This window comes from Paenibacillus sp. JMULE4 (genome assembly GCF_013337105.1).
GTDB classification, from domain to species: domain Bacteria; phylum Bacillota; class Bacilli; order Paenibacillales; family NBRC-103111; genus Paenibacillus_G; species Paenibacillus_G naphthalenovorans.
The window spans coordinates 229,709-252,744 of sequence record NZ_SGWF01000016.1 but is presented as its reverse complement, the minus strand read 5'-3'; the positions used below and the strand labels follow the sequence as shown (position 1 = coordinate 252,744).

Annotated in this window: 22 protein-coding genes and 4 pseudogenes; 9 read left to right on the top strand and 17 right to left on the bottom strand. The window is 44.9% G+C overall.

Annotated features, from left to right (window positions below):
- Nucleotides 1-86: 86 nt before the first annotated feature.
- Entirely contained in the window at nt 87-1,451 is a 1,365-nt protein-coding gene (locus tag EXW96_RS18505; RefSeq protein ID WP_074730150.1) for an ISNCY family transposase, read from the bottom strand.
- A gap of 304 nt (nt 1,452-1,755) precedes the next feature.
- On the opposite strand from EXW96_RS18505, the gene EXW96_RS18500 reads away from it, so the two are divergent.
- The 6 genes and pseudogenes from EXW96_RS18500 (at nt 1,756) to EXW96_RS18475 (ending at nt 7,276) form a co-directional block, all read left to right on the top strand.
- Entirely contained in the window at nt 1,756-2,013 is a 258-nt protein-coding gene (locus EXW96_RS18500) for a hypothetical protein (protein WP_174351130.1), read from the top strand.
- Entirely contained in the window at nt 1,931-2,929 is a 999-nt protein-coding gene (locus tag EXW96_RS18495) for a murein hydrolase activator EnvC family protein (protein ID WP_174351129.1), read from the top strand. The genes EXW96_RS18500 and EXW96_RS18495 overlap by 83 nt, the downstream gene beginning before the upstream one ends.
- Nucleotides 2,930-3,148: 219 nt before the next feature.
- Nucleotides 3,149-4,639 carry an IS5 family transposase gene (locus EXW96_RS18490; RefSeq protein ID WP_141336077.1) on the top strand — a complete coding sequence of 497 codons (1,491 nt, stop codon included), beginning with the start codon at nt 3,149-3,151 and terminating at the stop codon, nt 4,637-4,639.
- Between the two features lie 287 nt (nt 4,640-4,926).
- Complete coding sequence (locus EXW96_RS18485) at nt 4,927-5,178, top strand: FeoA family protein (RefSeq protein WP_141336078.1); 252 nt, start codon at nt 4,927-4,929, stop codon at nt 5,176-5,178.
- A 1-nt stretch (nt 5,179) separates the two neighbouring features.
- A pseudogene (locus tag EXW96_RS18480) lies at nt 5,180-5,904 on the top strand (FeoB small GTPase domain-containing protein).
- Nucleotides 5,879-7,276 (top strand): nucleoside recognition domain-containing protein, encoded by a 1,398-nt coding sequence (locus tag EXW96_RS18475; RefSeq protein ID WP_141336080.1) that lies wholly within the window; start codon nt 5,879-5,881, stop codon nt 7,274-7,276. Before EXW96_RS18480 ends, EXW96_RS18475 begins: the two are co-directional and overlap by 26 nt.
- 115 nt (nt 7,277-7,391) lie before the next feature.
- Here EXW96_RS18475 and EXW96_RS18470 read toward each other — a convergent pair whose 3' ends face one another.
- Nucleotides 7,392-7,583, bottom strand: a complete 192-nt coding sequence (locus EXW96_RS18470) for a hypothetical protein (protein WP_155615432.1) — start codon at nt 7,581-7,583, stop codon at nt 7,392-7,394.
- A gap of 157 nt (nt 7,584-7,740) precedes the next feature.
- Here EXW96_RS18470 and EXW96_RS18465 point away from each other — a divergent pair, with 157 nt between their 5' ends.
- Nucleotides 7,741-9,042 (top strand): IS1380 family transposase, encoded by a 1,302-nt coding sequence (locus EXW96_RS18465; protein ID WP_174351128.1) that lies wholly within the window; start codon nt 7,741-7,743, stop codon nt 9,040-9,042.
- A 608-nt stretch (nt 9,043-9,650) separates the two neighbouring features.
- Here EXW96_RS18465 and EXW96_RS18460 read toward each other — a convergent pair.
- From EXW96_RS18460 to EXW96_RS28800, 4 genes are all read right to left on the bottom strand, one after another.
- A complete protein-coding gene (locus EXW96_RS18460) occupies nt 9,651-10,157 on the bottom strand; it encodes a hypothetical protein (RefSeq protein ID WP_054820364.1) in 507 nt (168 codons plus the stop codon).
- 46 nt (nt 10,158-10,203) lie between these two features.
- Complete coding sequence (locus tag EXW96_RS18455) at nt 10,204-11,073, bottom strand: transposase (RefSeq protein ID WP_254611176.1); 870 nt, start codon at nt 11,071-11,073, stop codon at nt 10,204-10,206.
- Nucleotides 11,074-11,340: 267 nt separating this feature from the next.
- Entirely contained in the window at nt 11,341-12,366 is a 1,026-nt protein-coding gene (locus EXW96_RS18450; protein WP_155615860.1) for a transposase, read from the bottom strand.
- A gap of 33 nt (nt 12,367-12,399) precedes the next feature.
- Nucleotides 12,400-12,558 (bottom strand): transposase, encoded by a 159-nt coding sequence (locus EXW96_RS28800; protein WP_474323896.1) that lies wholly within the window; start codon nt 12,556-12,558, stop codon nt 12,400-12,402.
- 154 nt (nt 12,559-12,712) lie between these two features.
- Between EXW96_RS28800 and EXW96_RS18445 the strand changes: the two genes are divergently transcribed.
- Entirely contained in the window at nt 12,713-12,937 is a 225-nt protein-coding gene (locus EXW96_RS18445) for a hypothetical protein (protein WP_309225147.1), read from the top strand.
- A gap of 128 nt (nt 12,938-13,065) precedes the next feature.
- Here EXW96_RS18445 and qoxD read toward each other — a convergent pair whose 3' ends face one another.
- The 4 genes from qoxD to qoxA all read right to left on the bottom strand — a co-directional run bounded on the left by qoxD (nt 13,066) and on the right by qoxA (nt 16,911).
- Nucleotides 13,066-13,350 carry a cytochrome aa3 quinol oxidase subunit IV gene (gene qoxD / locus EXW96_RS18440; RefSeq protein ID WP_141336084.1) on the bottom strand — a complete coding sequence of 95 codons (285 nt, stop codon included), beginning with the start codon at nt 13,348-13,350 and terminating at the stop codon, nt 13,066-13,068.
- Between the two features lie 2 nt (nt 13,351-13,352).
- Complete coding sequence (gene qoxC, locus EXW96_RS18435) at nt 13,353-13,949, bottom strand: cytochrome aa3 quinol oxidase subunit III (protein ID WP_141336085.1); 597 nt, start codon at nt 13,947-13,949, stop codon at nt 13,353-13,355.
- A complete protein-coding gene (qoxB, locus tag EXW96_RS18430; protein WP_141336086.1) occupies nt 13,949-15,895 on the bottom strand; it encodes a cytochrome aa3 quinol oxidase subunit I in 1,947 nt (648 codons plus the stop codon). Before qoxB ends, qoxC begins: the two co-directional genes overlap by 1 nt.
- A 74-nt stretch (nt 15,896-15,969) precedes the next feature.
- Nucleotides 15,970-16,911, bottom strand: a complete 942-nt coding sequence (gene qoxA, locus EXW96_RS18425) for a cytochrome aa3 quinol oxidase subunit II (RefSeq protein ID WP_141336087.1) — start codon at nt 16,909-16,911, stop codon at nt 15,970-15,972.
- 45 nt (nt 16,912-16,956) lie between these two features.
- On the opposite strand from qoxA, the pseudogene EXW96_RS28320 reads away from it, so the two are divergent.
- Nucleotides 16,957-17,106 (top strand): annotated as a pseudogene (locus EXW96_RS28320) (IS4 family transposase); the annotation flags it as partial.
- A gap of 771 nt (nt 17,107-17,877) precedes the next feature.
- On the opposite strand, the pseudogene EXW96_RS28795 reads toward EXW96_RS28320, so the two are convergent.
- The 7 genes and pseudogenes from EXW96_RS28795 to EXW96_RS18390 all read right to left on the bottom strand — a co-directional run.
- Nucleotides 17,878-19,056 (bottom strand): annotated as a pseudogene (locus EXW96_RS28795) (IS110 family RNA-guided transposase).
- Between the two features lie 239 nt (nt 19,057-19,295).
- Complete coding sequence (locus EXW96_RS18415) at nt 19,296-19,739, bottom strand: protein-tyrosine phosphatase family protein (protein ID WP_141336088.1); 444 nt, start codon at nt 19,737-19,739, stop codon at nt 19,296-19,298.
- A 3-nt stretch (nt 19,740-19,742) separates the two neighbouring features.
- Nucleotides 19,743-20,210: an ArsI/CadI family heavy metal resistance metalloenzyme gene (locus EXW96_RS18410; protein ID WP_372814071.1), complete on the bottom strand. Its 468-nt coding sequence runs from the start codon at nt 20,208-20,210 to the stop codon at nt 19,743-19,745.
- A 13-nt stretch (nt 20,211-20,223) separates the two neighbouring features.
- Entirely contained in the window at nt 20,224-20,649 is a 426-nt protein-coding gene (arsC, locus tag EXW96_RS18405) for an arsenate reductase (thioredoxin) (protein WP_141336090.1), read from the bottom strand.
- Nucleotides 20,650-20,688: 39 nt separating this feature from the next.
- A complete protein-coding gene (locus EXW96_RS18400; RefSeq protein ID WP_141336091.1) occupies nt 20,689-22,101 on the bottom strand; it encodes an arsenic transporter in 1,413 nt (470 codons plus the stop codon).
- Nucleotides 22,102-22,114: 13 nt separating this feature from the next.
- Nucleotides 22,115-22,426: an ArsR/SmtB family transcription factor gene (locus EXW96_RS18395; RefSeq protein ID WP_141336092.1), complete on the bottom strand. Its 312-nt coding sequence runs from the start codon at nt 22,424-22,426 to the stop codon at nt 22,115-22,117.
- A gap of 190 nt (nt 22,427-22,616) precedes the next feature.
- Nucleotides 22,617-23,006, bottom strand: a pseudogene (locus tag EXW96_RS18390) (HAD-IC family P-type ATPase); the annotation flags it as partial.
- Nucleotides 23,007-23,036 lie beyond the last annotated feature (30 nt).

Genomic DNA, 23,036 nt, shown 5'->3' with positions numbered 1-23,036 from the left:
CTCCTGAAAAAGTCCAATTTTAAAAATGGTCTCGGGGAGCCGAGTGGTTTTGTGGATGTCGGTTCCCCCGGATTTCTATTTCTACCTTAGTTTTGAAGCATTTTTGCTGCTCTTTGCAGATTGTGGGTCAGGATTCCGAAGCCGACCCAGCATTTTGAGCCAGCAAAGCCCCGGTACCTGCTGCGGTTCAAACCGTACTTGCGCTTGAGAAGACTAATCTTCGCTTCTCCGGCTGCACGGTAACGCTGCAAGTCCTTAAACCATTTTTCGTTTTCGTACTCCGTGCGGGCAATGCCTTTCTTGCCCTTTCGCGGCAAGCTGGCTCGCTTTACACCAAGTTCAGTAATGGCTGCTTCATTCTTCTTGCTTGAGAAGCCGCGGTCGGTGGCTACGGCCTGCGGTGCTTTGCCGAACTGCTTGATATGTGCTTCTATGGCGGGAACAAGCAATTCGTCATCAGAGGGATTTCCCTCGTAGACGGCGTAACCGGTGACGAAGCCGCTTTCCGTCTCGTCGATTCGCACCTTGTATCCGAACTCCGTGCCTTTGGCTAGCTTGCCCTTCTTGATCGGCCTGGCTTCGGGGTCAAAGAAGCTGACGATACGATCGGCGATGATACGATTGCCGGAGACGACCTGTCTGGCTTGTTCCAGCAGTTTCCCGGTAAGCTCGACCGCCGCCGACAGTTTTGCTTTGCTTTGCTGAACGGCCGTTTTGCCCTTGTCTTGCAGTTTTTCTACGACGCTTTGTGCACCCTTTACGACGCTGTCGGTTACTTCGATTACGCTTTGCGTAATCTTGTCAACTTCTTCCCACGATTCCCGTGTGCGACGCCGCAGTACTTTGGCGATGGACAGAATCTTTTCTTTAACTTCAGCCGTACGATCTTCAAAGCCTTGAACGGCGTGGGAAGCGACCTTGCGGATTTTCTGAATCATTCGCGTGATGACCTTCACACCATCCTGCAATAGCGTAGCATCTGTCGGGTGATGAATGTCGGATTCCACGACAGTCGTGTCTGTACGGAATTTACGGGTTTTCAGAATCGCTTTTTCTTCACACTGTTTGATAAGCGCAGCGTTGATGTCCTGGGCGATTTTATCGCCGTAGCGTTTGCGGGCATAGATGAGCGTGGACGGATCCGGCATCTTCTCATCGATGGCAATACGGCAGAACATTCGCCAGGTGATGCTGTCGCCAACTTCCTTCACGAGCGACTCGTAGCCCAAATTATATTTGTGTTTCAAGACCATAAGACGGATGTACTTCTCGATCGCCAGCGTAGGGCGACCGCTCTTCTTGCCTTTCGGATGCAGCTTCGCGAATGGTTGAAGAAATTTTTCGTCGTCCAGCAAGCGATCGATGATGGCAAGTTCGGCCGGCAGCGTTCTAACAGCTTCCGGAAGAATCGCATCCCACATCGTTATTTGCTCGTCACGAAGTTTCAACATTTTCATCACCTCAAGGAAGGATTCCCGAGGCTCTGCGTTGAACTCCTTAAACAAAGGAATTCTTCCCTCGGGGATGGATGGATTGTTATCTGGACAATAACAATTTCCATTTTGAGGTGCCGAATTCCTTTTTATTTTGTCAAAATAGCCCGACTTTTTCAGGGGTAACTAATTAGTAAGAAAAGCACCACGACACTGGAGCCGTATAACTATAGCTTATTCCGACAAAATTTGACTTTAAAAACGATGTATTGTAGTTTTTATTATGGTAGTTCTTTTGAATCTTTGCTGCAGAGGAGGAAACATGAGAAAAAGCTACTATTTCATTATTTCGACTTTGATACTGTCTGCCATTCTCCCTAATACCGGGATTGCTCAGATGAATCAAAGTCAAATTAATCAAGAACTAAATAAAATTAATAAGTCTATCACCGAAGAAAAAGCAAAATCATCAACAATAACGAAAGAAATTAACCAAATTGAGCAACAAAAAAAACAAAATAAAATCGGAAATAACAGCTATTCAGGGTCAGATGGATGCTGCAGGAGAGAAACTTTTTGATCTTCAGCAGAAGCTGAAAATAAAAGATTCAGAACTTCAGGATAATGTGAACCGGTTAAATGAAGCCATTGAACGAGTTGATGAACGCAAAAAATCAATGGAAACTCGGTTGAAAGTGATGTATATGAATGGAATGATTTCATATTTCGACGTTCTTTTCAGCTCAACTAGTTTCGGGGATTTTATCGAAAGATTTGAAGCCCTCAAGTCTATTCTGGAGCAGGACAAGCGGCTATTAGATTCTTTGGAAAAAGACCGTGAAATGATTGCTCAAACCAATTTAGCCATTAAGCAGCAGCAGGAATCATTAAAGCTATTATTACAAGAAGCAGAACGTGTAAAGTCCGAGCTCGCTCTAAAAGAAAAAAACAAAGAAGTTGCTATCCTGTCACTAAATCAAAAAGAAGAATATCTGGAGGAAGTATCGGAAGAACAAGAAAAGAAATTGATGGCTTTAGCGAGTAAGCAAGCTGCACTGCTGAAAGCCAGAAGCAATACTAGTGTAAAATCGTCAAATAGCAAGCTTCAGTGGCCTCTTCCTAAAAAGTACCCCATTACATCGAATTTTGGAACTCGTATCGATCCTATAACTGGTAAATCGGGGGCTTCTCATAATGGTCTCGATATCGGCGCCCCTTCAGGAACATCCATCCTCGCAGCTGAAGCAGGGACAGTAATTGTTGCTCAGTGGTGGAGCACTTATGGAAATACGGTAGTTATCGATCATGGAAACGGTCTTTGGACCCTATATCCTCATATGAGGATGAACGGCATAAAAGTGAAAAAAGGGGATTTGGTAAAACGCGGCCAACTCATTGGTGAAGTTGGTTCTACTGGCCGTTCCACTGGACCTCATTTGCATTTTGAAGTTCGGGTTAATGAAAAGGCAATAAATCCAGAATCATTTTTGAACTAGTGACCCATATCGTCATGTCTAGGTAAATTTACTACCTTCCGAATAAGCAATCAGAATACTGTGTCTACCAAATATCGAAAGGGAAGCAAGGCTATTTAGGGCTTGCTGAACGAAAGAAAAAGCCAATAGTAGCAAGGGTTTGGCGCCTCTTTTGTCGAAATGAAGTGCAAGGAAAACAGAGGCTTACCGTGAAAAACCTTGCACTTGGAGGCGTCCGAATTGTATCAGCGAACCGAGAGCCAAATGATCATGCCAGGCGACTTCTTCCTGCCGTTCGGCGGGAAGCTCGCAGAAGATAACCGCTGGGTGCTTCTGGCCCAGATGATTCCCTGGTGGAAAATCGAGGAGAAGTATGCGAAAAACTTCAAAAAGAGCCTCAAGGGTCAAAAAGCCGTATCGATCCGTGTCGCGCTCGGCGCGCTCATCATCCAGGAGCGGCTGGGCACCGACGATCGGGAGACGCTTCGGCAGATCCTGGAGAATCCGTATTTGCAGTACTTCCTCGGTCTTCCGGAATACCAATACCGACGTCCGTTTCATCATTCGCTCATGACGCATTTCCGCAAGCGGCTGGGCGGCGAGATCATCGATGAAGTGAATGAGTGGATCGCACTCGAAGAATCGCGCAATAACAGCGAATCTCCAGATCAATCGGACGACGACGATGATCCAAGCGGCGGAGCTGCCGCGCACACATCCGACGAATCGGCAGAACCGCAGCCGCGGCAGATAGAACTGACGAACGAGGGCGAACTGCTGCTGGATGCGACCTGCGCGCCGGCGGACATCGCCTACCCGACGGATCTGTCTCTTCTGAATCAGGCCAGAGAAAAGCTGGAGCAAATCATCGACATCCTGCATGAACCGGAACGCGGAAAGACTCGCAAGCCAAGAATATACCGGGAGCGTGCCCGCAAAGCCTATCTGGCGGTTGCCAAGCAAAGGCGCGTGAAGCCGCGCACGATGCGCAAAGCAATCCGCAAGCAGTTGCGGTTCGTGTCCCGTGATCTGCGCATCATCGCCGAACTTGCCTCCACGGGCGGCCTGACGCGGCTGCCACGCCGCATGTACAAGGAACTTCTGGTCATTCAGGAACTGGTTCGCCAGCAGCAAGCGATGTACGACAAACGTACGCACAGCGTACCGGATCGGATCGTCAGCATCGCGCAGCCGCACGTGAGGCCGATCGTGCGCGGCAAAGCCCGCGCGAACGTCGAGTTCGGGGCGAAGCTGGCGATCAGCGTGGTGAACGGTTATGCGTTCCGGGAGCACCTGTCCTGGGACAACTACAACGAAGGCCAGACGTTGCAGGCTGCAGTGGAACGCTACCGCGCTCGGTTCGGCACTTATCCGAAAGCGGTGCTGGCCGATCAGATTTACCGCACGCGGGACAACTTGCGCTTCTGCAAGGAGAAGGGAATACGATTGAGCGGACCGCAATTGGGTCGTCCGTCAGCCGATCAGCAAGAGCAGAAGAAAATCGCCAAGGCGGATACAACCGCGCGCAATGCGGTGGAAGGAAAGTTCGGCGAGGGCAAGCGCAGCTACGGGCTTGGCCGTATTCGAGCGCACCTTCAGACGACGAGCGAGACCATAATCGGGCTGCAACTGCTGGTGATGAACCTCGAAAAGAGACTCCGGGTTCTCTTTTTGCCTGTTTTGCAATGGCTGTTGTCGAGACTCGCAGTCCGCTTGCTCCTGCTACCGTAAAATGTGACCCGTTCAGCAAGCCCTATTTACCATCGCTTCCCTTTTGAAAATTCCTCCTTGTAAAACTTGTTATTCACCCTGTTCTCCACTATACAGACAAACACTTTGCGTACAGTTTTTGACACCCTCATTTTTTGCCTTAGGAAAAAATTGTTGTACTCGTAACACTTTTTTGTGATATCATAAAATATACACATGAACATTTATTCATTGGTTTTTTACGACCTAAAAGTTGCCCTAGGCAAACATTGTGGCGGTTTGCTCAATTTAACGAGGAGGATGAATCCATGAATGCTCCCCATCTTATCCCTCTATCTGAATGTAAAACTGGACAGTGTATTCAATTAGTAAAGTGTGAAGTGCCCGGTGTGCTGCGGAGAAGACTGCTTGACCTTGGATTTGTACCTGGCACAATAGTTAAAGTGCTGCAAAAAAGTCCGTTAGGCGACCCCGTTGCTTATCGTGTAAGCAATACAACCATAGCACTACGAAGAGAAGAAGCAAATCTGATTTTTGGCGAACTAAAGGAGGCAGAATAATATGGTGACCTTCCGGATTGCTTTAGCAGGAAATCCTAATACGGGAAAAAGCACCTTGTTTAATACATTAACGGGATTGCGTCAACATACAGGTAACTGGGCAGGAAAAACCGTTATTCGAGCCGAAGGGAGTTATGAATATCAGAATCAAACTTACAAAGTCATCGATCTCCCGGGTACTTATTCATTGTTCACTAACTCCGTGGATGAAGAAGTAGCTCGTGACTACATTATTTTAGAAAAACCGGATGTAACCGTGGTGGTCCTTGATGCTACATCTTTGGAAAGAAATTTGAATCTCGCATTACAGGTTCTCGAAATGACCAGCAAAACGATCCTTTGTATTAATTTGATGGATGAAGCTCTAAAACTTGGAATTGAAATTGATGAAAAAAGCTTTCCGAAAAATTAGGAGTTCCTGTCGTGAAGATATCGGCCCGCAAAAAAGAAGGAATCCAAAGCTTAAAATCATCGATCTATGATGTCGTATCAGGAAATATTGTACCTAAACCCAGACAAATTCTATACAGAGAAGAAATAGAAAATCGAATTAGAGCTATAGAGAGTGAAATTAGAAATTTGCTTGGCGACAGTTATCCTTCAAGATGGATGGCACTCCGTATTTTGGAAGGTGATCAAAGCATTCTGGACGCCATGGAGAGATTTGAAAGCAGTGGTGTTGGAAGGGAGCTGAACACCTATGGAAACTCAAGCTGTCACACATAATTCAGCTGTAAATCAATTAAGACAAAAGTTTCTTACAGGTGACGAAACCATCCGTGAACAGATGGTCAGCGATATTTATGCCAATGCAAGAGAATTATGCCAGGATATCCTGATTTATAAAGATCGTAAAAAGTTAATGAGTACGTACCATTTGGATAAAATCTTGACATCACCGATTTGGGGATACCCAATCATGCTCGCCATACTCGGCATCGTATTTTGGCTTACCATTGCCGGTGCAAATGTTCCCTCATCCATGCTGGCTACTTTCTTTGGATGGATTGAAGGCTATTTAGTTACAGGATTTGAAGCTATCAATGCTCCAGCTTGGCTGACCGGTTTGCTGGTCTTAGGACTGTTCCGCGGCACTTCATGGGTTATTAGCGTGATGCTCCCTCCGATGGCCATCTTCTTTCCCGTTTTCGCCCTATTGGAGAATTTCGGCTATCTCCCCCGTGTTGCCTTCAACATGGACCGGTTGTTTAAGAAGTCCGGCGGGCATGGCAAACAGGCCCTTACGATGTCTATGGGATTCGGATGCAATGCAGCTGCCATTATGTCAACAAGAATTATTGAATCGCCGCGTGAACGTATGTTGGCTATTCTGACCAATAATTTTGTGCCATGCAATGGCAGATGGCCTACTTTGATATTACTCTCTTCCCTCTTTATGGCTGCTGGTGTAGCTGGTCAACTACATTCTCTGACCACCGCACTGGTCGTTATGGGAATGGTATTGTTCGGCATTGTGGTTACATTGACTATATCTTGGGTGCTTTCCAAGACAGCGCTGAAAGGTGTTCCCACCCATTATACGCTCGAACTTCCTCCATATCGCCGGCCTCAATTTTTAAAAACAATTTTGATCTCATCCAAAGACAAATCTTGGTCTGTATTAAAACGTGCGATTATTATAGCTGCACCTGCTGGAGTTATCACTTGGATTTTCGGAAATATTTTCATTGACGGTACCAGTGTGTTAAATCATATGGCCTCATTTTTTGATCCATTTGCCCAATTACTTGGACTCGACGGTTTTATTTTGATGGCCTTTATTCTCGGCCTTCCGGCAAACGAAATCGTGCTACCGATTTTGCTTATGGGTTACCTTTCTTCAGGGGCAATGGTGGACGCAGATGGTTTTGAGAATATCAAAAGTATCTTTCTCGATCAGGGATGGACGTGGTTGACCGCTCTGAACATGATGTTATTTTCACTCCTTCACTATCCCTGCGGCACAACATTAATCAATATCTTTAAAGAAACACGTAGTCCAAAATGGACATTCCTGGCATTCTTGATACCTACCTTTATAGCCATTTTCGTAGTTTTTGCCACAACACAACTCGCCAGAATTTTTGGATGGGTATAAGTAAAAAAGGTAGAAAGAGTCAGCTTTGTAATTCGACTCTTTCTACCTTTTTTTGCAGTCAATTCAATAAATAATCTAATGGCTTTTCAAACTAAACAATGAGGTTATCTCTAAATCACCCCATGTATTGTGGGGGTACCATCAGATATCCTTTGGCTATAGCAAAATAAAACAAAAACATACTCATTATTAACAAAACAGCCCAAATGCTCGCTTGAAGTTTTTTGCCCTGAAAAATGCGGACAAAAGCCAAGCCAAAGAATGATCCCATGACCACCAAAACCAGGATCCAAACAATTGTTAACATATTGAATTCTCCTCATACCATAGAAGTTAGCAAATAAGCACATTTTAACCTGAATTTCGAAAGTACCGCACTTTGAAAATATGAAAAAGGGCCCTTAATCTTTGGTAGAATGGTGTTTGTCGGAACAACATCACCCAAAGAGAGGAGCACCTTTTAGGTGAAGTCTACCACAGCCATCGGCAAAATCAAGACCGAATTTTCACTACAAAACGCCATCAGCTTCGGAGGCGTCAAAATCTTTTTGTCATTTCTTGAAAAAATCAAGCTGGCTGACGCCATGTGCAGTTTCTCCGGCGGCAAAGCACGCAACTCGCTCTTTCCCGTTCACGGTATCCTGCTCTATCTCATCGTCGGTTGGATGCTCGGCTGCGAACGGATTTTCCATTTCCGTCGTTTGCAAGGCGATGCGCTGCTAAAACGGTTCTTCGGTGGCCGCTGCCCGCATCACAGCTTGCTCTACAAGGATTTGACCAGGCTCGGTCATTCTTGCCCCGATCTGGTGAACGAGCTGCGGACACTGAACCTTGCGGTTATCGGGCCCTGCTTGCCAGACGACCTGATTCTCGATCTGGATTCCACGGTGGAGACGGTGTACGGCGATCAGTCCGGCGCGGCCAAGGGCACCAATCCGCACAAACCCGGACGCAAAAGCTACCATCCGTTACTCGCTTTTGAGGGCCAGTCCCGGCTTAGCTTGAACGCCGCGCTTCGACCGGGCAATACGCATTCTTCCACCGATGCGACCGACTTCCTGCAGCAAACCTTTGGACTGCTCGGCGAACACAAGGTGAAGTACGCCCGGTTCGACAAGGGCTTTGGCGGCGAAGACTTCTACAGCTTGTGGGAGCAAAAAGACATCGGTTATGTTGGCAAGCTGAAATGGACGCAGCGGCTGGCCAAGGAAGTTCAGACCTGCCGCTATTGGAAACGCTATGTCGATGAAGACTGGATCATCGAAGGGATTTCCATGATCTACAAAGCGACCTCCTGGAACAAGGCACGTCGGGTGGCGGTTATCCGCAAGGCGCAAGTGTTTGACCAAGACCAAGGCCGGATCGTGTTCGATACCGACTGGCGGTACGAAGCGATCGTGACCAACCTGGAATGGGAGGCGAACGACCTCTGGCGCTTCTACAATCAGCGCTGTTGCATGGAAAATTACATCAAGGAAGCCAAGAACGGTTTTTCCATCGATCGCATCGCGACAAGCGATTTTAAAGCCAACGAACTGGACTTGCTGATCAAGCTGTTCGCCTACAATCTGTTTGAACGCTTCAAACGCGACTGCTGCGAGCCGGTGCATCAAGGCTACACAATTGCCCGGTTCCGCCTGGAATTTTTTCATTGCGCCGCGACGCTCATCCGGCATGGCCGATCGGTCGTGCTGAAGCTCATGAAAGACTTTGCCAGCCGCTATGCCTGGAAACGAATCGAGTCCCGAGTGGCGCAGCTAGAATGACGATTCTCCATAATTTCACATGGAAATAGAGATGGCCTCTTCAATGGGGAGGGGGAAAGACCATCCACTACGAGTTCTTGGCTCCATCCGGCACGGAAAACTCCTACATTTTTACATCTCAAATCGCTATGGCTTCAGTAGCTTGCATTGATCCTATGCGCTTTCGAAATTCAGGTTTAATAATGTCAGTTGTATGAATGGATCACCTCGTCATCCGTTCCGTGTGCCGACTTTCTTTGATTGACGAATAATTTTCGTCTACCTAAAAATAACACATATATCCATTATTAAATACTACGTTTGATAGTATATTAATGACAATACCTTGAAACTTGTATAAATCATCTTCACAATATTCCTTTAATGATGTTTTTTCCATTTGTCCATAAAATTTCCCCTTAAGAGGCTGTTCAAAAAGCACTATTTCAGTTTGAAGACAGCAGCATAAGTAGCCAATAGAGACTCCAAAATTGGAAATGAAAGGGGTGCCATGGGATCGATTAATCTTCATCGGCACCGATTCAATTTCAGTCCTTAATTTTGGACAGACGTATCCCTTGTGCCGTGATTTTCTTTTTTTTTCTACGGCGGCATGAATAACATACATGTTATTTGAGCCATTGGTTTTCTAAATTTTTAAGATAATTTTGTGGATCGCGTTTAAACCGTTTGCGCATAACACTATCGCTCAACCGGTTATTCCATTTTTCTTTCTGTTTCTTGTAGCTTGTGTAGTCGACCATCCTTAAACGGGCGATTAGGTTTTCCTGTTTAAGTCCATCATCAACGAGCACAACCATCTCACCATTCCGTAAGATGTATTCGTTCCAGTTGCGTAGCCCGGTCATCCGACGGTGTCGTGTCTTCGTAGCTCGGAAGAAGCGTTCCAGATCGTTGTTCGTTCTTGGCACATGATAATGATCGTAGCAAGTGAAGAGTCCCTTCCAGAATCCCTTGCTGTAACTAAGGAGATTGTTAACCATTTCCAGATCATTCTCTTCGGTATAGGAAAGCCGAACCCAATCCAACAGCTTTGTCATTTCCCATTCAACTGTCTTGCTTGTCTTATCCATGCTGGGTTCAAGGATTTCTGCAATGTGACGGATTGGCTTCATCCAGCGAGCGACTTTCTCGTATTGTTGCTGAAGGGAATCGACTTTACTAAATATTCTGAAAACGTTTTGAAGTAGGGTGGCCCCCTTTTTTATCCAAGCATTTTTGAAGGGACGCTTGAATGGCTTGGGCCTGTTCATAGATACGCATACCGGGTAAATCTAATGGAGGATTTCCGTCTTCCAAGAGCAATGCACGTACGGCAGCAACGTAACCCTTCGCGATGCTTGCTTCTTGTGAATCCGACTGTTCGATTTTCCGCTCGACTTCACGAATGCCGCGCATGCTTTTCTTGAGCTCGGTCTTTAACTTTCGATCGACATCAACAACCGGTTTCGCGATGTCTTTTAAATAATGGTACTGGCAATATTGATAAGGCACATCGGGCAAAAGCGTCTCCATCGCTAGACGAATGGATTGCTGTCCATCACTAACAATACCGACGATCGGATAGCCTTGCTCGATGATCGGTTGGATGAGCGTTTGTAACTCGGCAGATGAACCACTTTTCATGTTTTTTGCTATTAAGACAGTACCGCTGAATACTTCACGAATTACATAAAGTGTCTCATTGCCTTTCTCTGGCTGGACGCCATCCATAGACAAGATAATACCGCCGTTTTGTTCTGTGACTTCAGCCAGCACTTTCTTCGTATGTTCAGTAAGACTAGCAGCAAGCAATGTTTGATACCGTTCATACAGATTTTGTGCGCTCCGTTCGGATGTCTGAACACCTCTCGCGTTCAATTCATCCGCAATCTCCTTGCGGGTCATATGCCGTTTGAAGCGAAGTTCACCAACTAGGCAAACAACGTCGAAGCCGTAAGGAGAATGCTTCATGCTTATTGCTTCTGCTTCCGCCGATTTGTAGTATACACCTGGCTTCGGGCAATCTGGATTTTCGCAATGGTAGGCCATGCTCCAAACGTGAACGACTTCTTTCAATGTGGCGATTTTCTTATTCCATGCTGTATGTGAACGACGTAATTTCTGTTGGCAGTGAGGACAATTCTTATGTTCAGGTCTAAAGTATATTCTCCGTTGTGGACGCAGACGGTTTTTGGAAAGCAATGCGGGTCAACTCCTTTGGAAATTTTGACCGTAATTACTTCGACAAACCGTTAGGAAGATCCTGTTAGTTATTCATGCCGCCGTAGTTTTTTTTCAATTGCTTCTGGAGGTGATTTACCCTGCCAGCGGCAGCGAGATTTGCTCCACTTGAATCTCTTGCAGCTTTTTCATGTTTGCAACATGATTCGGTGGTAGAACCGTCTCCCGTACATGCGCAATCATTCGCTCAATCAACCGAAACGCATCTCGCAGGATGAACCATTTCTCGACGCATTTGGTTGTACGAACCGGCACCTTCTTATGCTTCATGACGGAAGTCAGCTGATTCGACTCTTGTGCAAACGCCAACTCCACCTGCTTACGGAATTTCAGCATGTGTTCTTGCAGCATGCTTCCCTGTGGTACAGGGCCGTGGAAAACCGGGGGTTCCGTGAAGGAATAGTCGAACTGCTTCTCGCAAAGGCCTTGAAGCGGACAGGCGGCGCATTTCTCATCGTCTCCGCGAAACCAGGCGGTGTATGTATCTTTATCGAATCCGTCGAACATAAGGACATGACCTTGCTCGCATTCCGGTTTTCCTTCGGGGGAGCAGTGTTCAGGAATGATGGTGTTTTTCTTGTTTTCCGTTACGACCGCCACATCGTGCTTCAGGAGCGCCTCCTTTTGATCGTCGGCATCGAAATAACCCAAATCCGCCACCAGATAGTCGACCTTCAATCCTTCGATCTTCTTCATCATTTCAATGAGCGGCAGCATCACTTTGACGTCCGCCGTATCATTGGGGAGGAGGATAGAGAACAAGACAATTGGACCTTTCGGGCTGGGACAGACGATAGAATGCTTCCGGTAGCCAATGAAAAACTTGTTCTGGTTCGCCTTCGTTCGCTGCACACCGCAGGTGGCATCCGGATCGGAGTATGTCTTCTCACAAGCGCACTTGTTCTGATCCGGGCAAGAGCAGCGTTTGTGCTTGTATCCGTTGACGTTAGCCCAAATCGGCCTGGAATCGATGCCCGTAAGCGTCGGCAGTAAAAAATCCTTCAGTTTTAACGCTTGGGCAATGAGATCGAAAAGAATGGCATAAAACAATTCGGCACTGACTTTGGCTCGGAAGTTGCTCAGGCAGCTGTGAGCCGGCACCTTTTTGATATTGGGGACCCCGATAAAGTTACGCTATGCTTGGTTTTTGGGCTCCTTTAGTTGCATCACCAGATCCCGAGACGAGGAGATCTCCGGGCGTGTAAAGTAAAGGTAGTGCATCCGAAAGCAGACTCTTGGGTCGATAGGAGGACGACCGCCATCTTTGTAAAGCGGTCTAATTTTCTCAAGCAAGACAATTCGCCGATTTCGTGCTGAACTAAAATAGCTATCTTCAGGTTATCCACATTCCGCATTCATGTTCATATGAATGTCAGGAAAATTTAGAAAAACGACAGAAATACTTGACGATTTTGTGAACTTGATGAATAATATACAAAAAAGGAGAATGAGTGAAATGGAATCATATGTAAAAATATTAAATGCTGTGAAATATATAGGTGGTACTGTACTAATAATTGGAATTGTCATTTTCTTGTACGGTTTTTTTGTAACCGATTACAGTTCAGTAACAGGCATTGGTATCGGTACAGTTATGGGCGCTGCTTTTATCTTTTTAATGGGGGTGTTTCTAGTAGCTTCTGAAGAGATGGTGACAAAGATTAAAAAATAAAGTGAATATGTAATTTGCATATATAGATGTGTGTAGGAGGAATAGTAGATAAAATTAAATGGTGGCTGCGCATTACATGAACAAAAAGAGAGCGCCGGATAGACGCCCTCTTTGATACATTCGTATTATTAGTAGTATCCCCAGATCAATGTTAGTAAAGTACCGAAGACGGTAACTAGAGCTATGAATAATCCATAATATATGCTCGTATAGATTGATTTTTTATCCTTAGTTTCACCAGCGTGCATAAACACAACTAGCTGAACGGCTGCCTGTATGAATGCTGTTACAAGAAGAATCGTCGAGCCTACTGTGAATGACATGTCAAAGAAGTAAACAGTTAGAGCAACTGCAGTAAGGATCAGTGAAAATACAAAGCCCACTACTTGTTTGCGCGGGAATAATTCTTTCATGTTTACATCATTCCTTTCAGGTAGACGAAACTAAAGATGAAGATCCAAACTACGTCCAGGAAATGCCAGTAAAGAGAGAAGATGAATGCTTTATTGGTTGTTTCAGGAGTCAACCCGCGCTTTTTAACTTGTTGGATGATGAATAATCCCCAGAATAAACCAAATGTAACGTGCGCTCCATGCGTTCCTAATGTAAGTAATAGGATAGCTGTAAATGCACTAGTTTGTAGTCCTGCTCCTTCGTGAACATACATAACGAAATCATAAATTTCAACTCCTAAGAATCCTAGACCAAGAAGTAGCGTGATAGCAAAGAATGTCATCATCGCTTTTTGCTTGCCGATACGCATTGCGTGAATACCAAGACCAATAGTAAAACTACTTGTTAAAAGCAAGATTGTTTCAATTAGTACTGGGGTAATTTCGAAAATCTCTGCTCCAGTAGGACCGTTTCCAGTCCGATCAACTAATGTGAAATAGGATGCGAAAAGCGTTCCAAAAAGCGCAATTTCCGCTCCAAGAAAAATCCAGAATCCTAAGATATTTAAGCGATTTTGTTCCGTGCTATATTCAAGTGGCAGCGAGTGATCTATTTTCATTAGTTAGCACCTCGCAATTTTTTTTCTGTCTCTTCAATTTCTTCAACAGGGATGTAACGGCCGTGATCTTTTTCAAATGAGCGGTGGGCCATACAAGCAAAGATACCGATTGTTGTAAGGATTGCAACAGTCCACATGCCGAATACAAATGCAAAACCCCATACGAAGAAGATGCTACCCATGATAAACGGCACGCCACTGTTATTTGGCATATGAATTTTCTCTATTTTACCATTGAATAATTTAAAGCCCTTTTTCTTCGAATCCCAGAATGCTTCAGTTGAATTAACTGTTGGTACAATTGCAAAATTGTATTCTGGTACTGGACTATGAGTAGCCCATTCAAGAGAACGTGCATCCCATGGGTCAGCATGAATATTTCTTGGTGAGTAACGAATACTGTAGTAAACGTTATAAACAATTAGAGCAAACCCGATCGCTAGCCCGATGGCTCCAATGAAAGAAATCATGTTCCATAGACCAAATCCAGTTGATTCAGAGTACGTGTACATACGACGTGCTTGACCATCTAAACCAGAGATAAACATTGGGAAGAATGTTACACAAACGCTGATTGAGATAAACCAGAACGCCCATTTCCCAATTCTTTCATTCAGCATGAAACCGAACATTTTTGGCCACCAGTAAGTGAGACCGGCAAGCATAGCGAATACAACACCAGGAATAATTACCAAGTGGAAGTGAGCTACTAAGAACATTGTATTATGGTATTGGTAGTCAGCGCTTGCCATTCCAAGCATAACCCCGGTCACCCCACCGATTGTGAAAATCGGAATGAAACCTAATGAATAAAGCATTGGAACGGTAAAAACAATTTTACCTTTTCTAAGCGTGAACAACCAGTTAAAGATCTTAATCCCGGTCGGAACAGCAATCGCCATAGTTGTAATCGAGAAGATACTGTTAACTAGTGCTCCCTGACCCATTGTAAAGAAATGGTGAACCCATACTAAGAATGAAAGCAGAGAGATAGCCACCATAGAGATTACCATTGATTTATAGCCATACAGGTTACGACGTGCAAAGGTTGAGATAATTTCACTATAAATACCGAATGCCGGCAAGATTAAGATATAAACTTCAGGATGTCCCCAAACCCAGAACAAGTTCGCCCAAAGCATGTCCATCCCGCCATTAGTCGAAGTAAAGAAGTTTGTTGCAAATAGTCGGTCCATTGTCCCCATTATAAGCGCCACTGTTAATACAGGGAAAGCGAAAACGATGATAAGGTTAGTGATTAAGGCAGACCATGTGAACATTGGCATTTTCATTAATGTCATACCAGGTGCTCTCATTTTAAGAATGGTAGTGATAAAGTTAATACCCGTTATTAATGTACCAAGACCTGAAATCTGAAGAGAAAACATATAATAGTTCGTTCCTACAGATTCACTGAATTCAGTACCTGCAAGTGGAAAATAAGAAGACCAACCTGCATCAGGAGATCCACCAATTACGAAAGAGATGTTGAACAACAGCGCTCCGAAAAAGTAAAACCAAAAACTTAGTGCATTTAAACGTGGGAACGCTACGTCACGAGCTCCAATTTGTAATGGAACAACGAAGTTCATTAAGGCCATAACGAATGCCATAGCCATAAATATAATCATAACAACCCCATGCGTAGTGAAAATTTCATTATACTCCTGTGCACCTAGCAACGTGTTTTCAGGCACAGCAGTTTGGGCACGCATCATAATAGCATCTACACCGCCGCGGAATAGCATTAGCAAAGCAGATATCAGATACATAATACCGATACGTTTATGGTCAACTGTCGTTAACCATTCACGCCATAAATAGCCCCATTTTTTAAAATAGGTTAATCCAACGATTATCGCGATAAGAGTAAGAGCAATGGCAACCATCGATGCGTAAATCGTAGGACCTGGATTAGGTACGGCAAATCGATCAAAGAAATCCATACTTTTGTGACTCCTTTCAGGAAATATATTGCTTTAATGCAAAACTAGTTGTTTTATCGAACGATTGTTAAATCTTAATGATTCATGTTGTTCATGTTGCTTTGGTCAGAATTTTTTTCGGGTGAATCTTCGTCAGATTCATCGGATTCCTCAGAGTCAGTTTCTTTAGTGTCAGATGATTCTTGGTTATGATGACCTTCTGGAGGTGGTGAGAAACCTAAATGAGTTCCAGTGAACGTGGACTGTCCAAGGTGACCTGGTTCTAATAATTCATAGAATTTTTCTTTAGTAAGAGGTTCAGCAGTAGCTTTAATTTCATCTACCCATTTATCGAATTCTTCTGGAGGCATTGCCTTAACGTTGAACGTTTGCTGAGCAAAACCTTCACCGGTGAAGTTTGCGTTTCGACCCATATATTCCCCTGGAACATCAGCTGCCAAGTTTAACGTGTTAACCATGTCAGCCATCGCATATTTTTGTCCTCCAAGTTGAGGAATCCAGAAACTGGAGATTGGTCCATATGAATAAAGTTTAAATTGAATTGGTCGGTTTGTTGGTATAAACAGGTAATTAACAGTTTCAATATTTTCTTCCGGATAACTAAAATGCCACTTCCAGTTAGATGATGAAGCGTAAATAACTAATGGTTTTTGTTCGTATCCTTTCGGTATTGCCTCAACTTCATATGTCGATTTAACCGTAACAACTGATAGGAAAGCTACGATTATAATCGGGATAGCCGTCCAAATTATTTCAAGTTTAAGACTACCTTCAATATGAGGAGGTTCATAATCTTTTCTTTGTTTAGACGCACGGTATTTTATTATCATAAATACGTAAAGCAAGATAACGACAATGACAACAATCGCCATTGTCCAAATCGATATCATAATGACATCGGCTGTCGTTCGAGCTTGAGGCCCTTTAGGATCCAAGACCGTTAACGGCTTTTCGCAACCGGTTAACACTGTGATAATAGTGAAAATGAAAACAAATAAAGCCCATTTTACTTTCATACAGATTCCCCTTTCTTTGATTTGGTTGTAGTTAGATAATTGGATTTACAGCAATTAATCGAGCTTCTTGAAGATACCCTAAAAAAGACAAGCAAGGAAATCCAAAAAATAATCAAAACTCAACTTCAGCAATGGATCGCCGGCCTTCCCAATTACATTAAGGCTTATTTGTTGAATTCACTCTGCGAAGTTTGAGTTCATAACATATCCCTTTCTTAATTACTGAATTCCACCTTCCTAATCATAGTTTACGGATTATGACCTTAGATCCGCTTAAAAAAGATGGTACAATAATTTAACTATATTGAGTAGTTATTTATTCATTTGTCAAAACATATTCATTCTTTGTTCACCGGTCTCACACAAATTAATCACAGAACGTTCATAGACTTTGATAATCGTTCATAAGCGCATGGTATTAAAGAAAATATACAATTTTTGTAAATGCAACTGACTCTCTTAAGAACAATTAGGGAAGCGTTGCAAGAATTCAACTATTCCTATATAGGCGAGTTTGAAGTGCGGTGAAAAACCTTTCCATTCTTAATTTTGTTAGAATATCGGATGCCTACAAGTCGGTGTCCATGATTTATTTAGTTATGCTGGAATGCTTCAACCAGCAGTAAACCAAAAGACTAAGATATGCGGGATAATCTCAACCTTGACTACAACAAGACCAAAGAAAAATAGTCTTAATGATTACATCAGTAGACCCGCATCATTATCGTTGCCTTTTGCTTTAATCTATAATTTGCCATGCTCCCCGTTCACAACACCGTCTCACTCCAAGGTTCAATGCAGATCGGAACGTAAACCGCTTGATTTCACAAATTTGTCAAGCTAGCAGCAAAACCAGCTAATGTTTGTCATGCTCTGAGATCTTGGCTTAGAATCGAATTGCTGATGTAATTTTCTGAGCATGCCAAATAACCTCCATTGGCGTGGAGGTTTTTGGTTAAATATGGTTTATGCGTGGTAGGGCTGGTTCTTATTCAAGGTGGCGTAAATGTGATGCAATAGCTTGTTGGCGCAAGCAATCACCGTCATCTTGTAGGGCTTGCCCTCTAGTCTTTTCTTATCATAGTAAGCCTTTAGCCTTGGGTTCGTGCCGCGCCTTAATCCGCATTGAGCTGCCATATACAAGGCTCTACGCAAGCGTTTTGAGCCCCGCTTTATTATTCGGTTGCTAGAGGCCCTAAATTGTCCGGAGCTGTATACACCAGGATCCAGCCCCGCAAATGCTACAAGCTGCTTGGCATCTCCTAATTGGCTTGCGTCTCCGATTTCCGACACTATGGCTGCTGCCAGTTTATCTCCCTATCCCCGGAATACTCTTTATGAGTTCGACTTCCGGCAGTAATTCCGCTAGCCGATCCATCTGCTCTTCAACCGTTTGGAGCTGTTCCCGCATGGTGAGAAGTAACGAAACCATACTCGACAGCATCTGAATTTGAGCGGCGCTCTTCTTCTCCCTTGACCACACTTGCAGGATCTTACCCAACCGCTCTGTTTTCGTACCTATCCAGGATTCGGAATGCGACTTCCCGGCAACCTGACGGATGAGTTCATCCAATTCTTGCGTCTGACCAGACAAGCAAGCCTGCAAAGCCTTTAGAGCCGTGACTGAGTAGAGATCGTAGAACACTTCCTCATAGGCAGGAAACACCTGATCCAGCAGCGCCCGCATATTGAGCTTCGCCTGAACATAAAGCGAGGTGACGAATTCGTGCTGTCGGGTTACATGCTGAAGTTCCGTATAATTCTCGTTCCAGCTTCGATGCGGGTGCACATCGCCGCGGTAATACATCTCGGCCAAGTGCCAAGCGTCCGCCGCATCCGTCTTCACCTTTCGAAGTTGTGCGCTCTTCGCACGTTTGGACAGAAGCGGATTGACGATGATATGTTTGATTCCGCTTGTTGCCAAATACGCCACCACGACACGGTGATAATGGCCTGTCGCCTCCAGAATGACAACCGGTTCTTCTCCGTACGTTCTCTGAGCTCGATCAGCACTTCCCCAAGTCGCCTAAATCCCAATTCTGTGTGCCTTATGGATTCCGATTTTCCATAGGCCTCATTACGCTTAAGAAATGCTTGGATCATACTTGTCCCTTTCGATACATCCAAACCTACAACCGGTTCCATTTCATCCTCCTGAATTATAGTCCGCCGGCACTCCCACGATGGTTCCAAACCCATAGCTTCGCTTGTGATGCGAGGTCATAGCCTCAACCAGCTCAAACATGGTCATTGGGGGCAGTGGGAGAACAGTTTTTTTGACGGGGTCGAACCCCAAAAAAGCCCACGTTCTCCCGGCTACCGCCATCGTAATGCACCTAAGGAAATAGGCCAACCAGAAGCTTATGGGACAGCCCCTTATATTTTTATTTATCGGGATATAGTTTTTTCAGAGATTCTTTCTGTGATGGCTTAATATCAATGATGTTCCGGATGCTCTTTGCTTTTGCCTCAGCTTCATCAAGCGTAGAACTTAATCCCAAAGCAAGTAAGGTACCCGCTGCTACCGTACCGGTTCGTCCCTTTCCTCCGCCACAATGAAACGCAACCTTCTTGTTTTGATGATAAGCTTCGGTGACGGCCCGGATCGCTTGCTCAAAGGCTTTTTCTTGCGGCACAGCAGCATTATCCGCTAACGGAATTTGAATCCATTTCGCATTAGCCGCTGGATAGGCGCATTCCGTTGCTTCGCCGCGCAGATCCACGATCACGTCGATGCCTTCATTTTTCACCATCGACTCAACGTCAGCTGCCGCGCCCATGAAAATTTTATCCGGGATCAAAGCATGGTAGTTTTTTTCAGACGACATGGACTACACTCCTTTTTTAAATGATCCAAATTCAATCGGAACCGGGGCCGCTGGCGGCGCGCAGCACAATGACAAATCCCTGGCTTCGCCGGCTGATTCAAATTCGGAATCTTCTTTGGTGTAGAAAATCTCCCACGCGTTGCCGTCCGGGTCATACACCCAAACTTTATCCTGCACCGCATAGCAGCATGTAGTATTCATCTCGTCAATCAGCAGCAGCCCGCTTTGACGAAGCCGTTCCCCCATCGCCAGCACTTCCTCGGTGTCATTCACTTGGAATCCCAAGTGATTCAGCACGCCTTTTTGCTCGAACGGCCGGACATTGAGCGAAAAATGCAGCGCCGGATCTTCTAATTCAAATTTGGCGTAATTATCTTTGATCTTACTGGGCTCTGCTCCAAAAAAAGCACGATAAAAGTCAAGGGACTTGTTTAGATCCGTACAGTTTAATGCGACATGCATTCGTTTGATCATGGAATCCACCTCATTTCCCTTCTTTGACGAACTGCTCAATCCGGCTCTTAATCGAGTCACGAACGGTGCGGAACTGATTCATGATTTCGTCTTCCGTTCCGGTAGACTTTGCCGGATCATCAAACCCCCAATGCCATTTGGTGACGTTCTTGTTGGAAATCACAGGGCAATGCTCGTCGGCGTGGCCGCACAAGGTAATGACATAATCGGCACGATTCAAAATATCCGGATCGATTACATCGGAAGTGTTTTTGCTAATGTCCACGCCAGCTTCATTCATTACTTGAACCGCACGCGGATTTAGTCCATGCGCTTCAAGACCTGCGCTTTTCACTTCATATTTGTCGCCTCCCAAAGCCTTTAAAAAGCCCTCCGCGATTTGACTTCTGCAAGAATTTCCGGTGCACAAAAAGTAAACTAAAGGTTTTTTCTCCATGGTGAACAATCTCCTTTATGAGTTCGAATGGTGAAACAGTTAAGCGCCTTGATGCCCTCGTTTAGCTTGTTTACTTCCCAAAAAAGTCTTAATAATCATCGCAACCACCACAAGCACACCAACAATCGCTGCGATACATAGCCATACATTCACCTGTAGCGTTTGGAGAACATAAAGCCATGCATAAAGACCGGTGAGGGTAATGAACAACGTGGGAATGGTTAACAGAATGCCGACTTTAAAATAATAGCCCCAGCTGATTTTGACATTTTTGGTGGATAACACATGCAGCCAAAGCAGGGTTGCAAGGGACCCGATTGGCGTAATTTTCGGACCTAAATCCGAACCAATCACATTGGCATAGATGAGCGCCTCTCGAATGAATCCCTCGGTTTGTGTACCTTGAATGGCCAGTGCATCAATCATGACCGTTGGCATGTTATTCATAATGGACGACAGGATCGCTGCGATAAAGCCCATGCCTAGGGTAGCAGCAAACAGTCCTTTGTCTGCGACTGCTTGAATCACGCTGCCTAGTGCATCCGTAAGCCCGGCATTACGCAAACCATAAACGACCACATACATGCCGATGGAGAAAATCACGACTGCCCAGGGCGCGCCTTTTACGAGTTTCCAGGTATGAATCGCAGGACTTTTTCTCGCGGCGAAAAGAAACGCTATTGCGGCTATACCGGCAATAATGGACACGGGAATGGTGAAAAATTCACTAACGAAATAGGCGACGAGCAAAGCCCCTAAAATGACCCAAGATAATTTAAACAGCCTCATATCCTTAATGGCTTCCTTCGGCTTTTTTAACTGAGTGAGATCGTAGCTGTTCGGGATGTTTTTCCGAAAATACAAATACAACACAATCAGGCTCGCAATGATGGAAAAGAAATTCGGCACAATCATACGGCTCGCGTATTCCGCAAAACCGATGTTGAAATAATCGGCAGATACGATGTTGACCAAGTTGCTGACGACAAGCGGCAATGAAGCCGTATCGGCGATAAACCCACTCGCCATAATAAACGGCAGGATCATCTTGTCATCAAATTTAAGCGCCCGAACCATGGCGAGCACAATCGGCGTAATGATCAAGGCCGCTCCATCGTTGGCAAACAGGGCCGCGACCGCAGAACCAAGCAGGATGATAAATACAAACATGAGTAGACCGTTACCACGTGCCAGCCGTGCCATATGTAAGGCTGCCCACTCAAAAAAACCGATTTCATCGAGCACCAGGGAGATTAAAATAATGGCTACAAACGCCAAGGTTGCGTTCCACACGATGCCGGTTACCGTTCCGACATCCGCGAAGCTCACTACGCCGAAAATTAATGCAAGAATCGCCCCGGTACTTGCGGACCAGCCGATATTTAATCCCTTTGGCTGCCAAATGACAAACGTTAGGGTCACTAAAAAAATAAGAAATGCAGTAATAGCCATGTAATCCTCCGCACTAATCGCAATCATTTTTGATTTGATCGATTTTTTCTTTTAACGATGGAAGGTAGCCCATAATCGCCTGAATATAGGGCTTATCTTCAATATTTAACGAATAATAAATCCATTGGCCTTTACGTGTTTCGTTCACAAGCCCCGCGGCTTTTAATTTACGCAAATGCTGGCTGGCGTTGGGCTGTGATGTTTCCAGCAGCTCCACGATATCACATACGCAAAGGGCGCGTTCTTTCAATAAGGCCATCATCGTGAGTCGAGTTTTATCTCCGAGCAGTTTCAAGTTCTCTGCCACTTCATTGATTTGTTCCATGTCATACCTCCCCTCAAGCGGTGTATCCATACTATTGTATTTCACACCAATAAATATATACGAATTCGCTTATATAATCAATGAATTATATTGTAAACAGTTTGTAAATCGAAAATAACGCCTTTAGGAAACGACAAAAAAAGCTCCTGCAGATGCAGGGGCCTTTGTTGTTTGAACGTGACAGGTGTTTTCACTCTCTCTTGGTTCGTAGTAGCCGCAAGCTATTTAACGTTACGATCAGCGTTGCTCCCATATCCGCAAAGATGGCAAGCCATAACGTTAGCCAACCCGGAACAATCAGCAGCAAGGCGATCAGCTTAATGATCAGCGCAAAAGCAATGTTTTGTTTAATGATGTTCAGCGTATTCCGGCTTAATCGGATCGTAAAGGGCAACTTCGTTAGATCATCGGCCATGAGCGCAATATCGGCCGTTTCTAATGCGGTGTCGGTACCGGCTCCCCCCATGGCAATGCCAACCGTTGCACTAGCTAAAGCCGGAGCGTCATTCACACCATCACCAAGCATCGCGACTTTGCCGGTTTCTTTTAGTTGCTTAATCGCTTCAAGCTTATGCTGCGGCCTGTCATTGTAACGATATGGTCACCGCCG